This window comes from Alteromonas macleodii, from assembly GCF_903772925.1.
GTDB classification, from domain to species: domain Bacteria; phylum Pseudomonadota; class Gammaproteobacteria; order Enterobacterales; family Alteromonadaceae; genus Alteromonas; species Alteromonas macleodii_A.
Genome location: NZ_LR812090.1, coordinates 1,198,333 through 1,211,874 on the forward strand (window position 1 = coordinate 1,198,333; position 13,542 = coordinate 1,211,874).

Consider the following 13,542-nt stretch of genomic DNA (forward strand, 5'->3'; position numbering starts at 1 on the left):
AAGTGGTACAGCTCTATAGTTGACGTAGCCTGGGCTGAAGGAACATGAAATTAAATTCGTGGGGGATCCCTCAGACTCTGACCCCATCATTTTTTGTTATTGACGTTTAATGGGAAGTTCGGTGGTGTTTTTCACTTGCTTCAATGCAAATGTTGAGCTTAAGTGGTCCACAAGGGGAAGATGCGTCAATTTCGTTTTAAGTAAAAATTCGTATTCTTCAATACTTTCCACTATCACTTTCAGCAAATAGTCTTTTTCACCGCTTGTGGTGTGGCACTCTACTATTTCATCGATATTTTGAACCGCATTTTCAAAGTCGGTCAGCGAGTCACCGTCATGGTTTTTGAGCGTAACGTAGATAAAAACTGATACGCCCAAATTGAGTTTTTTGCTATTTAGCAAAGTAACTTTACCTAGGATGATTCCATCGGCTTCCATTCTCTTTACGCGACGCCAACATGGTGTATGTGACAATCCAACACGTTGACTTAAATCTGCCATTGATACCGTGGCGTCTTGCTGAAGTACGCGTAAAATCTCACGGTCAAACTTATCCAATTTCATTAACACTGTTTCCGTCGTCTTTATGATGTTTATTATATATCAAAATAAATTCTAGGATAGCTGTCCTAGAAAAATAGTATTCAATTCTATTGCGTTTCAGTTTGTAAAATTCATTAACAAACTTTGCAAGGCATGTCCTCAGAATTATCAGATACACTTTTCAAAATGTTGATGATCTTTGCGATGCCGACGCTAAGCCAATAAGTGTATCGCAAATTGTTATCAGACTCTCACATCATTCCAAATGAGCACCGTCTAGAATTCGTGACAGCTCAGACTTGGATAGGCTTTAACTCATCACAGTATTAATAGGGAAAATATGTCAGTTTTTGATCACCCAGAGTTCGATAATCACGAACACGTTGCGTTTTATCACGACGAGAAGGCGGGCCTGAGTGCCATTATTGCTGTACACAACACCAACCTCGGCCCAGCGCTTGGCGGCTGTAGGATGTGGCCCTATGTTAACAGTAGTGAGGCGTTGACCGACGTATTGAGATTATCTAAAGGAATGACATATAAAGCTGCGATGGCCAATTTAGAGCTTGGCGGCGGCAAGTCGGTAATAATTGGTGACCCTCGTAAAGCAAAATCGCCGGAAATGATGAAAGCGATGGGTAAATTCGTAGAATCATTGGGTGGAAAATACTTCACCGCTGAAGATTCAGGCATTTCAGTAACTGATTTACAAACCATGGCAACTGAGTCTGATTACATAGCGGGTGTTAAAGCTCAGTATCACTATGCGGGTGAAGTCCCCGATGGAAACCCCGCACCGTCAACGGCATATGGTGTTTTTGTTGGTTTAAAGGCTACCGTAGAGTATGGATTGAAGCGCAGCTTGGATGGAGTCAGTGTGGCCATTCAAGGAATGGGGCACGTTGGCTATCGTCTTGCTAAGCATTTACATGAACATGGCGCTAAACTTTACGTTGCTGATATTTATCCTGAAGGCGTGGAGAAAGCGGTGAGTGAGTTCGGTGCAACTGCGGTAGCGCCTGAAGAGATTTTGAGTTTAGATGTGGATGTACTTGCACCTTGTGCATTAGGTGCTGCAATAAATGACCAAACGCTACCGGCGATTAAAGCCACAGTGATTGCAGGTGCAGCAAACAACCAGCTAGCTCGCGAAGACATTGGTGAGTTACTTCAACAGCGCGGCATATTGTATGCGCCAGATTATGTGATCAATGCAGGGGGGGTTATTGATATCTTCCATCAGCGTATGGAATCGAGTTCTAACGAAGCATTACGCGCACATATTGAACAAATTGGCGAAACGCTAAAAGAAATTTATACCCGCGCTGAGCAGGAGGGGGCGGCGACTAACCGTGTCGCAAATGTAATTGCTGAAGAGAGATTTTCTATAAAGGGTTGAAAACTCTTGGCCAAATAGTCATAATGCGCCCCGCACTCAGGCAGGGGCGAATGACTTTGCTTTGAATGCGGTTTTCTATGGTGGGCTTTTGGTCCTCCCGCAATGATACTCTGTGAACCCGGTCAGGCCTGGAAGGGAGCAGCCGCAGCAGACGACTCATGTGCCGGGATGTGGCTGAAGGCCTGCCACCCAAATCTCTTATTCTACTTCTTCTATACCTTCTTCCGTATTTTCTTTCTTACTTTTATCTGCTTCGTCTAAATATTTCAGTGCTTTGCTAATCGCGTGCTCAACATTCATTTCCATTTGGTTGCGTTCACTTTGCGGCAGGTAAAATGCCATATCAACTTCATATCGAATGTAACGCGGCGGAACCTGATTGAGCGCAAGGCAGCACAAATCTGCCAAATAATCGGGGCTTTTGGTCGTATCAAGACCCAGTTTACTAATTCTTTCTAAGACCAAGTGCTCATAATAATTGTGAATATCGTCGTCTAGTTTCACCTTCGTTCCCCTTATAGTTTTTGTAAGCATCGTGCTTTAGCGTTATGAATAGTATGCAAGCAATACGTTACACAACTAGCCTCAAGCTTAAAAGAGCCCTAGATCAAGAAAGCCTTTGAGCTTAAGAAATTCTTAGCTTAATTATAACCTTTAGTTCAGATTACGCCTTTACACTTGTAATGGATACATTCGTTTACGCCCACCGCGATACGACATTACCCTTAGCTATGTAACCTTATAATGTATAGCTTGTATTCTGGGGATGTCGAGGTGACGGTGTTAGTATTACACGGTTCAAATCAGTAATAAGGCAATAATAAAATGAAGAAAAATATAGAGCCCTGCTACTACGGCGATTACTTGCATCTAGATAAGGTACTAGGTGCGCAAGAATTGCAAAGCGAGAAATACGGCGATGCGGCCCACGAAGAGATGTTGTTCATTATCGTACATCAGGTTTACGAACTCTGGTTTAAACAGGTCCTTCACGAACTCAATGCCGTTATTGATACGTTTAACCAAGAAACGGTGAAAGACCAGCAGTTAACGTTAGTTGTACACAGACTGCAGCGAATCATACAAATTCAAAAGCTTATGAACGACCAAATTGCCATCATGGAAACCATGACACCGCAGCAATTTCTGTCGTTTCGAGATTATCTTGTGCCCGCATCGGGCTTTCAGAGTATCCAGTTCAAACGTTTAGAAATTTCTCTTGGCTTAAAACGTGATTTTAGGATCGATTTTGACAAGCAAAGCTTTTATAACCGGCTTACTGACAAGGACCGAGCATTACTCGAAAGTTTAGAAAGCAAGCCGAGCTTGTTTGAATTGGTCGATGATTGGCTTTCTCGCATGCCCCTTTTAAAAACTGAAGGGTTCGACTTTTGGCAATACTATAAAAATGCTGCTGACGAAATGTTGAAAGATGACCATAGCACCATTTCTACTAGTGATATGTTGTCGGAGACAGAAAAGCGTCAGGAGCTGAAGGATCTAAAAGCCACTAGAGAAAACTTCGATGCCTTATTTGATGAAACTAGATTTGAAAAACTTCGAGGTGAAGATAAGTTCCGTTTAAGCCATAAGGCCATGCTCTCAGCTTTATTTATAAAGCAATACTCGGAAGAGCCAATATTCAATCTTCCTTTTCAACTTATCACAGCACTTACTGAAGTGGATGAGCAATTAACGATATGGCGATATCGTCATGCAATGATGGTTCAGCGTATGCTGGGTACTAAAATAGGGACGGGCGGCTCTTCTGGTCACCACTATCTAAAGAAAACCACCGAGTCCAATCGCATATTTCTAGATTTCTTCAACATGGCAACTTTTTTACTGCCTAAAAGTGTGTTGCCTGAACTGCCCGAAGCAGTGCGTAAATATTTGGGTTTTTATCTACAGCAGTGAGTAAACTTAATTCATTAATTTTATCTTATAATTTTTTTCAGCATTTTTTTGTTCGTCTAGAGGCCAAGTAAAAAGAAATATCTAGGGTTGTTTAACCTCATAAATTTGCATTTAAAGTTTTTAAGTAAAATTAAAGCGTCCTTTCAATTATCTTTTGATTTTAAATTACGGCACAAAATTCAACCTGCAAAAGATTAAATTATAACCACTTTGAGCGAGCGGTATGAAAAATAATCAGAAAAAAAGTTAGTTCTTTTTTTACATTTTATCTATCTGTAATAAAAGACTTTATTTCGATTTTGTAGCTATTTTGTTACAATTTTCTCTGAAGTGCCAAAAAAAAATTGAACTTTTCAGAACCGTTTATCTGATCCTTATTGACCCTGAATTGTGCTTGTGTTTATTATCATTATGAGGTCCAAACCTTATTAATAATAAATCGTTATAAAGACGATGCTGAAATGCTAAAACGTATTTTCAAGTCCAGGGAGACAATACATGCTTACAAATTCTAAGCTGGCTAAATCAGTCAAGCTAGCGTGCGCGTTTGGTGCTGCGTCCGCTTTTTCATTTTCAGGTGCTGTTAACGCACAAGAAGAGCAATCTGCTGAAACAGTTGAAAAAATTCAGATAACTGGTTCTCGTATTCAGCGTACCGATATTGAATCACCAGTTCCAATTACGGTAATCGGACGTAATGAAATTTTATCAATCGGTGCAATCAACGCGGCAGACGTACTAAATCAATCACCTGTTTCAATTGCGTCAAGCGATCAATCAAATAGTTCTTTTTCAACTACTGCAGTCGGTCTTAATACAACGGCTTTACGTAACCTAGGTGAATCAAGAACTCTTGTTTTGGTCAACGGTCGTCGTTTCGTTTCTGGCGTATCTCCTTCTAGTGGTTACGCAGTTGATCTTAACTCTATCCCCGCATCAATGATTGAGCGCATTGAAATTCTTAAAAGCGCTTCGTCTGCAATTTATGGTTCAGACGCCGTGGCAGGGGTAGTTAACATCATTACTCGCTCCGATTTTGAAGGCGTTGAAGTAAATGTAACTAGCGGAATTTCAGGAGAGTCTGACAGAGAGAAAAATGCAATAAACATCACTGCAGGTAACTCTTGGGACTCTGGAAGCGTTACTATCGCAATGGGCTATGATGACGACAAAGGTTTAAAAGCTTCTGATAGAGATTTTTCTCGTTATGATCAAGCGGTTTTCCTAGATGAAAATGGTAATGAATATGTAGATATTCAGAATTCCTCTTACCCTCCACAAGGTCGAGTTGGGTCGTCTTACAATGGTGACGGTACACCGTATGTTGGATCTGAAGATTCATTTAACCGTGCCTCTTATCGTCAATTAGTAACACCTCTTGAGCGTAAATATGTTGCATTTAACTTTAAACAAGAGCTAAACGATGATGTTCAATATTTTGCTGAAGCGAACTGGAACTCATCTGAAACGTATGACTCTACAACTGAACCTACTCCTTTTGACGTAAAAGACGTTTTTAAACCGTCACGTGGTGGTACAGGTGGCATTAGTATGTCAAATCCTATGCTTCCAGATTTGCTGGTACAAAACTTGATGAACGACGGCCTCACAATGGATGACAACATTCCATGGACTGTAAGACGTATGGTTGAGTTTGGAGCTCGTTCAACCAATATGGAGCGCGACACAGTACGTATAGCAACTGGACTTGATTGGAACATTGACGATAACTGGGCACTTAATACTTTTGTTAGTTGGGGTAAAACCGACCAATGGCAAGAGAATGGTGGCCAAGTAAATTTAGAGCGTGCTTATCAAGCATTTAATGTAGTAGAAGATCCTGACACTGGCGAAATCGTGTGCGCAGATGAAACTGCGCGTTTATATGGATGTGTTCCTCTTAACATCTGGGGTGAAGGAACTATTTCTGAAGAAGCTGTTCGATATGTAAGTACTCCAGCGAAAGCAACTGGTGAAGCAGAACAGTTTATTTTCGGTGCCACCGTTGTCGGAGAGACCCCTTTAGAACTTCCGGGCGGTTTTGTTAACGTGGCCGTTGGTGTTGAGCACCGTTTAGAGAAAGGTCAATTCCAACCTGGCGATTTTGCTCAAGTAGGTGCTTCGAGTACTAACCAGGCAGATGCTACAGACGGTAGTTTTTACACAAACGATGTATTTATAGAAACAAGCATTCCGGTTTTAGAGAACTTGATTGTAGACGCTGCAGCTCGCTATGCTGACCATGAAATCGTGGGCGGTGAAACTACGTGGAATCTAGGTGTTGAATATTCACCTATTGATACGCTTAAGCTCCGTGCTTCAGCAGCAACAGCGATACGTACTCCTAACATCGCTGACTTATTTGGCGGTCGAGGAGAAACTTTCGCAGGGGTTTCAGACCCTTGTTCTGGGATCACTGCAGACAGCACAGGTACGATAGCAGAAAATTGTTTATCTATTCCCGAGATTTCGGCACGAGTTGCCCGTGACGGAGAGTTTGTTCTAACACAAGTCGAGTCACAAAGTACTGGCGGTACTGTTGGTGGTAACCCCGATGTTGAACCGGAAACTTCAGATAACTGGAGTGCTGGTGCTGTATGGCAAGTCATGGATGGTTTATCTCTAACCGTAGATTACTATGATATTTCGATTGAGGACGCGATAAGCACCACTTCACGCTCTACAGTGGTTAGACGTTGCTTCGAGAGCACCAATTTCGATCCAAACTGTGGTGGAGACGTTGTTCGCGATGCGAATGGTGCGCTTACTGAAGTTAATAGTGGTACGAGTAATGAAAACGACATCGATACTAAAGGCTTCGATGTAGAAGTGGCGTACACCACTGACCTAGTAGGCGGCCAGTTTGGTGTAAACTTTATCTGGAATCATACTTCTGAATACATAGTAACGGGTATTGAATCAGGTGACGCTGTAGATTTTGCTGGTGAAGTCCTATACCCAGATGACCGCGCTAATCTTAACCTGTCTTATGGTTATGAAGACTGGAACTTCACATGGAGAATGCGCTATTGGGCATCATCAGTTGACTCTGTTGAAGGGAATAACTATAACTTCACTAACTTCGCGCCACTGGAAGAGTATAACGAATTTCCATCAGTTATATATCATGATGTTTCGGCTTCTTACGTGATCAGTGACAATATGGACATATCTCTGGTAGTAAGAAACGCTTTTGATAAACAACCTCCTGTAGCTAACCAAAGCTCAGTAAACGGCGGTACTGGTATCAACACTGTATCAGAAGCTTATGATGTAACAGGTCGATATATGCAAGCTAGCTTTACTGCTCGTTTCTAATTAAAGCGTTACGTTCTTGAGTGAAAGCAAGTCAGGTAATAATAGCTGGCTTGCTTTTTTATTTGCGAATCACTATTAAAAAGCTTTTTTGAATTTATATTTAATGACTAGCTTTAATCATGTTTTTACCTCCTCATCAAATAAAGTTACGAAGTAAATTAACTTTACACTTTCCATGTCGCGTCTTTATTCCTTAAATCTTCTCTTGGTGCGTACTTAAATGACATTGTAAAAATACCATTTCACTATTATTAAAGCTTTACCCAAATCTTTCGCTTGTTTATTAGATAAGTAGCCTGTGACGAAGTCATCGCATAGTATGGTAGATTGGTGGATTCTGAATCTGCAACATAAAATCAGCTTACTTACAGTAGACGTTGACTTTTCTTGCTCTTGGGCCTTTCGACGAACTACACTGATATTTGCTCAGAATAGGCTTAAACAATCAAAAGCAATCTTTCAAAACAAAAAGTTAGATTTCTTCAGATAGCTTATAACGAAGAGACCACTGCAGTTTCGCATAGAAGAAGGGTTAATTTTTATTTTTGTGTATTAACACCTGACATGAGCGGGTTTTATTGATAGAAAACTAATATGTGGCATTCGAGTACAGGAATGGAAAGGGCGAATGTTGCATTTGTTTATAAATCTAAGTGCTGTCCGAGTACTTCGAAAAAGCTGAATATATTAGTATCAATCGGGTAGAAAGCGTTTTTCAATAGCGCTAAAAGATTACTCAGGGTAGAGAGAACATTCGATTGAAGCTAAATGGTGAAGTCGAATACTTTGTCAGTGAAAACCAATGTGCCCTTTACGATACTAATTTCCCCTAACTCTTGAAGACGGTTATGAATTAAAAATCGTTCGAAAGAAAGAGGCTATCGTTGAAGTATACGATAAAGAATTAAGATCTCATGGCGTAAGACTATCGGATTTAATCGACGCTGCGAGCGATTCTGAAAAAATTACGTTACTCAAAAGTAAATTAATGTGTAACGATTTTGTTGATATTAGTGTGTCAGATATATCCGATAAAAGAGGTTTAATAGGCACCACAATTAGTGCTATAAAAAGGCAGTAACTTGTCGTATTTTTAACCACTAACTGTGAATGTTAACGTGCAATATGTCCTTCAGGTTAATTTATTAACAAACAGATTGCATAAAAGGTGATTAATTGGACGCTGAGTGAACAATTAATCTCCACTTCTCGGCTGCAAGTACTTTGCTAGCTTGACTCTACCGAGCAATCCATGTGAATATAATACGTTCGTAGTACTGACTATTAATGTCAGAGCTACATTCCTGAAACAAAATTGTGAAAGTTTTATACGCCCCTTGCCCGAATATTTTCCTTATCGGCGAGGATTCAAATAAGAAATTTGGTTGGGAACTATGTCCAAAATGAGCAAGAGAACTCTTATTGCTTCTACTGTTATGGGTGCATTCGCACTAACAGGTAGTGCAGTCTCTGCAGACACGCTTGAAGATCTTCATAAAGAAGAAGCAAAAATCCACGCGGCTGCGGCGAAATCTCAAGAAAAAATCAACACGTTGTTTGAGCAATCTCAAGAACTACTTGTTGAGTATCGTCAAACAGTAGATGAGACAGAAAACCTTAAAATCTACAATGATTATATCGCAAGTCTAGTTGCTGACCAGCAACGCGGTATCGACTCTCTACAACGTCAAATCGACAGCATCGAAGAAACTAAGCAGGGCATCGTTCCTCTTATGTTCCGCATGATTGACAGCCTAGAGCAATTCATCAAGCTAGACCGTCCAATTCGTTTGGAAGAGCGTCTGCAGCGCGTTGAGCGTCTTCGCGACCTAATGGCTAACTCTAACGTTACTGTTTCTGAACAGTTCCGTCAGGTACTAGAAGCTTATCTGGTTGAAGTTGAGTACGGTACTAAGATCAATTCTTACCAAGGTACTATCGACGACGCAGGTACAGAAGTTACTGTTGACTTCTTTAACCTAGGTCGTACGGCTCTACTAGCACTTTCACTTGACCAAACTCACGCATGGGTTTGGAACAATGAAAGCCGCACTTGGGAGAAGCTAGGTGATGAGTACCTTTCTTCAACTATTGACGCAGTAAAAATGGCTAACGGCACCATTCCTGCGGCTCTTGTTAAACTACCAATTAGCGCAGCGGAGTAATTGTTAATGAAACCAGTATTCAAATCTCTTTTAGCCGCTGCGACAGTTGCAGTTGCGGCAACCGGAGCGCAAGCTCAGGAAGCAAAGAGCCTGAAAGACCTTCTAGAGCAGGTTCAACAGAACCGTGTTTCTGAAGCACGTCTAGACAAGCAACGCGAAGCTGAATTCCAATCAGCACGTGCTGACAAGCAAGCGCTTCTTCGTAAAGCTCAAGCAGGCCTTAAAGCTGAGCAAGATCGTGGCGACCGTCTACAGAAGCAATTCTCAGACAACGAAGTAACACTAAACGAAAAAGCCGCTGAGCTAGATCAGGCAACTGGTACACTTGGCGAAATGTTTGGTGTAGTACGTCAAGCATCTTCTGAAGCTTATGGTCGTATCTCTACATCAATCGTTAGTGCACAGTTCCCTGGCCGCAGCCAGTTCCTAGCTGAGATGTCTGAAGATTCTAAAGGTCTTCCTAACATCAAAGAACTAGAAGACCTATGGTTTGCACTTCAGAAAGAAATGACTGAAGGTGGTGAAGTAGTTAGGTTTACTACTGAAGTAGTTAACCTAGACGGCGGTTCTTCAGAGCAAGAAGTTGTTCGTATCGGTACTTTCAACCTTGTTGGCCAAGATGGTTACCTAGCTTACGATGCAGAGTCTGAAGTTGTTCAGCCTCTAGGTCGTCAACCAGACGGTCACTTCGTAGCGTCTGCTGAAGACCTAATCGACGCGACTTCAGGTTTCACTCCTTTCTACGCTGACCCTTCTCAAGGCGGTATCCTTGGTCTATTGAAGCAGAAAGCGACTATGTCTGAGCGTTATCACGCGGGTGGTCCAGTAGGTTACACAATCACGCTAATGCTAGCTGTCGGTCTACTTATCGGTCTTTACAAAATGATTACGCTAACCATCACTGGTGGTAAAATGCGTTCACAGCTTAAGAACGTAAACAGTCCATCTGAAGGTAACCCTCTAGGTCGTATTCTTAAAGTTTACCAAGAGAACAAAACTGCTGATGCAGAAAACCTTGAACTTAAACTTGATGAAGCGATTCTTCGCGAGCTTCCAAAAATTGAAAGCGGCATCAACGTAATCAAGATTTTCGCAGCGATTGCTCCTCTACTAGGTCTACTAGGTACAGTACTTGGTATGATCGAGACGTTCCAAACCATCACACTATTCGGTACTGGTGACCCACGTATGATGGCAGGAAGTATCTCAATGGCTCTTGTAACTACTGCTCAAGGTATTATCGCGGCTCTGCCTCTAATCCTTACTCACAGCATCGTAGCTTCTCGTAGCAAGTCAATCATCCACATTCTTGATGAGCAAACTGCGGGTATCGTAGCTGCTCACTCAGAGTCGGAGAAAGCGTAATATGAATTACCTGATTGGATTATTCGAATCGGTCAGGGACTTTATCGCTACCGGCGGTGACGTACTTTACTTCGTTGCTGCCGCGCTCTTTCTCATGTGGGTTTTAATGATTGAGCGTTACTGGTATTTAACCTCGGTCTTCCCAAAGGTGAAGAAAAACATCATCGCGAATTGGGATGCCCGAGCAGATACCACATCATGGTATGCGCATAGAATCCGTGACGCGTGGATTTCTCAAGCGTCAGACGATCTAAACGCTAGAATGCTGATTATCAGAACCATTATTGCAATGTGTCCGTTAATCGGTCTACTTGGAACAGTGACCGGAATGATCAGCGTTTTCGAGACAATGGCAACACAGGGCACCAGCAACGCACGTCTAATGGCGGCTGGTATCTCTATGGCAACTATCCCGACAATGGCGGGAATGGTAGCCGCGCTATCAGGACTGTTCATCAGTTCTCGTCTTGAAGCGAAAGTGAAGCTGGCAAGAGAAGGGCTAGTTGATAGCCTGCCACATCATTAGAGAGAGAGATTATGGCTCGAAAAGTCAGAACCGAGGAAGAAGATGCACAGATCGACATGACACCCATGTTGGATATCGTGTTTATCATGCTGATCTTCTTTATCGTTACCACTGTTTTCGTTAAGGAAGCAGGGATCGAAGTCAACAAGCCAGATGCGAGCCAGGCGATTCTTCACAAAAATGCAAACATTTTCATCGCCGTAACGGAAGACGGAAATGTATGGCTAGATAAGCGTGAAGTAGCGCCGGACAGCGTAAGAGCGAATATTGAAAGACTGCTTACCGAGCAGCCAACTGACTACGTAATCATTCAAGCTGATATTAAAGCGAAGCATGGTTTAGTAGTTGAAATTATGGATCAGGTTAAAGCCGCTGGCGTTAACCGAGTCTCGGTAGCGGCAAGGGGATAAGATGTTACGTATACTTGTATCTATTGTATTAGGTGCTGCGGTCGCATTTGCCCTGTTCGTTCTAATGGCCAAGTTGATTGAAAATTCATCTAGACCAGCAGACGAAGTACCGCCTGCACCGGTTATCGATATTGTAATGCAGGAACCAGACGACCAGACGCAAACGCGTACTCGTGTTCCACCACCACCGCCACCTCCGCCTCCACAGCCTCCGAAAATGGAGCAGGTAGAGCCGGAAACAGCGGAACCTGATGCAGATGGCTTTAGCTTAGCTATTCCAGCTATTGACACAGGTGGTGTTGGTGTAAACATCGGTGGTGTTGGTGCAATGCAACGTGACGGTGAAGCTACACCTATCGTTCGTATCGACCCGAAATATCCACCTGATGCAGCCCGTGACGGCCGCGAAGGTTGGGTAAGACTGTCTTTCACTATCAACGAAGTTGGTGGTGTTGAAGATATCGAAGTTATCGAAGCTGAACCTAAGCGCGTATTCGATCGTGAAGCACGTCGTGCTCTACGTAAGTGGAAATACAAGCCTAAGATCGTTGATGGCAAGCCAGTTAGACAAACAGGCATGTTCGTACAGCTAGACTTTAAACTGGAGCAATGATCATGATGAAACGTACATTCAAAATGTCAGCCGTTGCTTTAGTGCTAGGCGCAGGTGCGGTGCTTTCTGCACCCGCTGCTCTAGCGCAGTCGGCACCTGTTGTTTGCCCTGGATATGAGAAGGGTAAAACAACGCTAGTAGGTGAGCGTACCGGTAAGAAGGTTCAAAAAGCTTTTGAATTCTATAATGAAGACCAGCTTACCGAAGCGTTAAACGTACTTTATGAAATCGACCCATCGGACGATTTTGACAAAGCCTACGTTAAACGTTTCATCGGTAACTTATTGGCTTCACAAGAAGGTCAGGGCGGTAAAGCGTTAAACTACTTGGTCGACTCAGTTGAACCAAAAGTACTTAACGACACAGAGCACTCTCAGACACTTAAATTAATAGGTGATTTGAGCATGCAGGAAGAGAAGTACACTGATGCCATCAAATGGTATAACAAGTGGATGGAATTTACCTGTAAGGAAGATGCTGATGTGTATACTCGCCTAGCGCAAGCTTACTTTGAGTCTAAGCAGTTAGCTAAAATGATTGAGCCAGCAGACAAGGCTATTGCTTTGTATGAAGAGCCAAATAAGAACCCTTATGTTCTTAAGCTAACTTCTTACTACGAGCGTAAGATGTACCCTGAAACGGTTTCTGTAGCGGAAGACCTCGTTAGTACTTTCCCTCAGGAAAAGACTTGGTGGTCGCGTCTTGGTTTTTTCTACATCTTAGTTGAAGACTACAAAAAAGGTCTTTCAACACTAGAACTTGCTTACATGCAAGGCTATCTAGAAAAAGATTCAGAAATTAAAACGCTTGCTCAGCTTTATCAAAGTAATGGTATGCCTTACAAGGCTGCCAAACTGCTTGAAAAGCACATGAAAGAAGGCTTGTTAAAGAACGATGCTGATATGATTGCGAATATCGCTAATGCATATCACCAGGCTAAAAACTTTAAAACAGCGGCAAACTTGTATGCACAAGCTGCGGCTAAGAGTTCAGACCCTGAGCATTATCGTAAACAAGGTACGCTTTTACTTGTAGCAGAAGATTATAAAGGTGCTATCAAAGCTCTAGAAAATGCTCTAGAACGTGGCGCTGAAAACCCAGAGAAGATTCACTTCACTCTTATGGAAGCGAACTTCTACGCGGGTAACTTCAGATCTGCATACAAGCATGTACAAGAAGCTAAGAAAGATCGCTCACTACGTCGTAACGCGGCTGCGTGGGAACCTTACATCAAGGAAAAAGCTAAAAACCGTGGTATTAATATCTAATATTCGGATTTAGCCAAA

General features: G+C 42.3%; 11 protein-coding genes and 1 other RNA gene. 10 read left to right on the top strand and 2 right to left on the bottom strand.

Features of this window, described 5'->3' with window-relative positions; all coding sequences use genetic code 11:
• Positions 1-96: 96 nt before the first annotated feature.
• Positions 97-564: an Lrp/AsnC family transcriptional regulator gene (locus tag PCAR9_RS05220; protein ID WP_014948689.1), complete on the bottom strand. Its 468-nt coding sequence runs from the start codon at positions 562-564 to the stop codon at positions 97-99.
• Between the two features lie 319 nt (positions 565-883).
• On the opposite strand from PCAR9_RS05220, the gene PCAR9_RS05225 reads away from it, so the two are divergent.
• Positions 884-1,942: a Glu/Leu/Phe/Val dehydrogenase dimerization domain-containing protein gene (locus tag PCAR9_RS05225; protein WP_179982699.1), complete on the top strand. Its 1,059-nt coding sequence runs from the start codon at positions 884-886 to the stop codon at positions 1,940-1,942.
• Positions 1,943-2,028: 86 nt separating this feature from the next.
• Positions 2,029-2,125: signal recognition particle sRNA small type (ffs, locus tag PCAR9_RS05230), an RNA gene on the top strand.
• A gap of 15 nt (positions 2,126-2,140) precedes the next feature.
• Here ffs and PCAR9_RS05235 read toward each other — a convergent pair.
• On the bottom strand, positions 2,141-2,446 hold the full coding sequence (locus PCAR9_RS05235) for a late competence development ComFB family protein (protein WP_179982700.1): 306 nt from the start codon (positions 2,444-2,446) through the stop codon (positions 2,141-2,143).
• Positions 2,447-2,767: 321 nt separating this feature from the next.
• On the opposite strand from PCAR9_RS05235, the gene PCAR9_RS05240 reads away from it, so the two are divergent.
• The 8 genes from PCAR9_RS05240 to PCAR9_RS05275 all read left to right on the top strand — a co-directional run bounded on the left by PCAR9_RS05240 (position 2,768) and on the right by PCAR9_RS05275 (position 13,524).
• The gene (locus PCAR9_RS05240; RefSeq protein ID WP_179982701.1) at positions 2,768-3,859 is read left to right on the top strand and encodes a tryptophan 2,3-dioxygenase family protein; all 1,092 of its coding nucleotides are present in this window, start codon (positions 2,768-2,770) and stop codon (positions 3,857-3,859) included.
• A gap of 498 nt (positions 3,860-4,357) precedes the next feature.
• A complete protein-coding gene (locus PCAR9_RS05245; RefSeq protein ID WP_179982702.1) occupies positions 4,358-7,177 on the top strand; it encodes a TonB-dependent receptor plug domain-containing protein in 2,820 nt (939 codons plus the stop codon).
• A 1,403-nt stretch (positions 7,178-8,580) separates the two neighbouring features.
• Positions 8,581-9,342 carry a DUF3450 domain-containing protein gene (locus PCAR9_RS05250; protein ID WP_179982703.1) on the top strand — a complete coding sequence of 254 codons (762 nt, stop codon included), beginning with the start codon at positions 8,581-8,583 and terminating at the stop codon, positions 9,340-9,342.
• Positions 9,343-9,348: 6 nt separating this feature from the next.
• Positions 9,349-10,707: a MotA/TolQ/ExbB proton channel family protein gene (locus PCAR9_RS05255; RefSeq protein ID WP_179982704.1), complete on the top strand. Its 1,359-nt coding sequence runs from the start codon at positions 9,349-9,351 to the stop codon at positions 10,705-10,707.
• Position 10,708: 1 nt separating this feature from the next.
• Positions 10,709-11,233 (top strand): MotA/TolQ/ExbB proton channel family protein, encoded by a 525-nt coding sequence (locus PCAR9_RS05260; RefSeq protein WP_012517736.1) that lies wholly within the window; start codon positions 10,709-10,711, stop codon positions 11,231-11,233.
• An 11-nt stretch (positions 11,234-11,244) separates the two neighbouring features.
• On the top strand, positions 11,245-11,643 hold the full coding sequence (locus PCAR9_RS05265; protein ID WP_039222950.1) for an ExbD/TolR family protein: 399 nt from the start codon (positions 11,245-11,247) through the stop codon (positions 11,641-11,643).
• 1 nt (position 11,644) lies between these two features.
• The gene (locus tag PCAR9_RS05270) at positions 11,645-12,256 is read left to right on the top strand and encodes an energy transducer TonB (protein WP_118489932.1); all 612 of its coding nucleotides are present in this window, start codon (positions 11,645-11,647) and stop codon (positions 12,254-12,256) included.
• Between the two features lie 2 nt (positions 12,257-12,258).
• Positions 12,259-13,524 carry a tetratricopeptide repeat protein gene (locus PCAR9_RS05275; RefSeq protein ID WP_179982705.1) on the top strand — a complete coding sequence of 422 codons (1,266 nt, stop codon included), beginning with the start codon at positions 12,259-12,261 and terminating at the stop codon, positions 13,522-13,524.
• Positions 13,525-13,542: the final 18 nt, after the last annotated feature.

Excerpts from the sequence above, each read along its gene's own strand:
- PCAR9_RS05220 (WP_014948689.1), bottom strand. The coding sequence starts at position 564 with ATGAAATTGGATAAGTTTGACCGTGAGATTTTACGCGTACTTCAGCAA.
- PCAR9_RS05225 (WP_179982699.1), top strand. The coding sequence starts at position 884 with ATGTCAGTTTTTGATCACCCAGAGTTCGATAATCACGAACACGTTGCG.
- PCAR9_RS05240 (WP_179982701.1), top strand. The coding sequence starts at position 2,768 with ATGAAGAAAAATATAGAGCCCTGCTACTACGGCGATTACTTGCATCTA.
- PCAR9_RS05245 (WP_179982702.1), top strand. The coding sequence starts at position 4,358 with ATGCTTACAAATTCTAAGCTGGCTAAATCAGTCAAGCTAGCGTGCGCG.
- PCAR9_RS05250 (WP_179982703.1), top strand. The coding sequence starts at position 8,581 with ATGAGCAAGAGAACTCTTATTGCTTCTACTGTTATGGGTGCATTCGCA.
- PCAR9_RS05255 (WP_179982704.1), top strand. The coding sequence starts at position 9,349 with ATGAAACCAGTATTCAAATCTCTTTTAGCCGCTGCGACAGTTGCAGTT.
- PCAR9_RS05260 (WP_012517736.1), top strand. The coding sequence starts at position 10,709 with ATGAATTACCTGATTGGATTATTCGAATCGGTCAGGGACTTTATCGCT.
- PCAR9_RS05265 (WP_039222950.1), top strand. The coding sequence starts at position 11,245 with ATGGCTCGAAAAGTCAGAACCGAGGAAGAAGATGCACAGATCGACATG.
- PCAR9_RS05270 (WP_118489932.1), top strand. The coding sequence starts at position 11,645 with ATGTTACGTATACTTGTATCTATTGTATTAGGTGCTGCGGTCGCATTT.
- PCAR9_RS05275 (WP_179982705.1), top strand. The coding sequence starts at position 12,259 with ATGATGAAACGTACATTCAAAATGTCAGCCGTTGCTTTAGTGCTAGGC.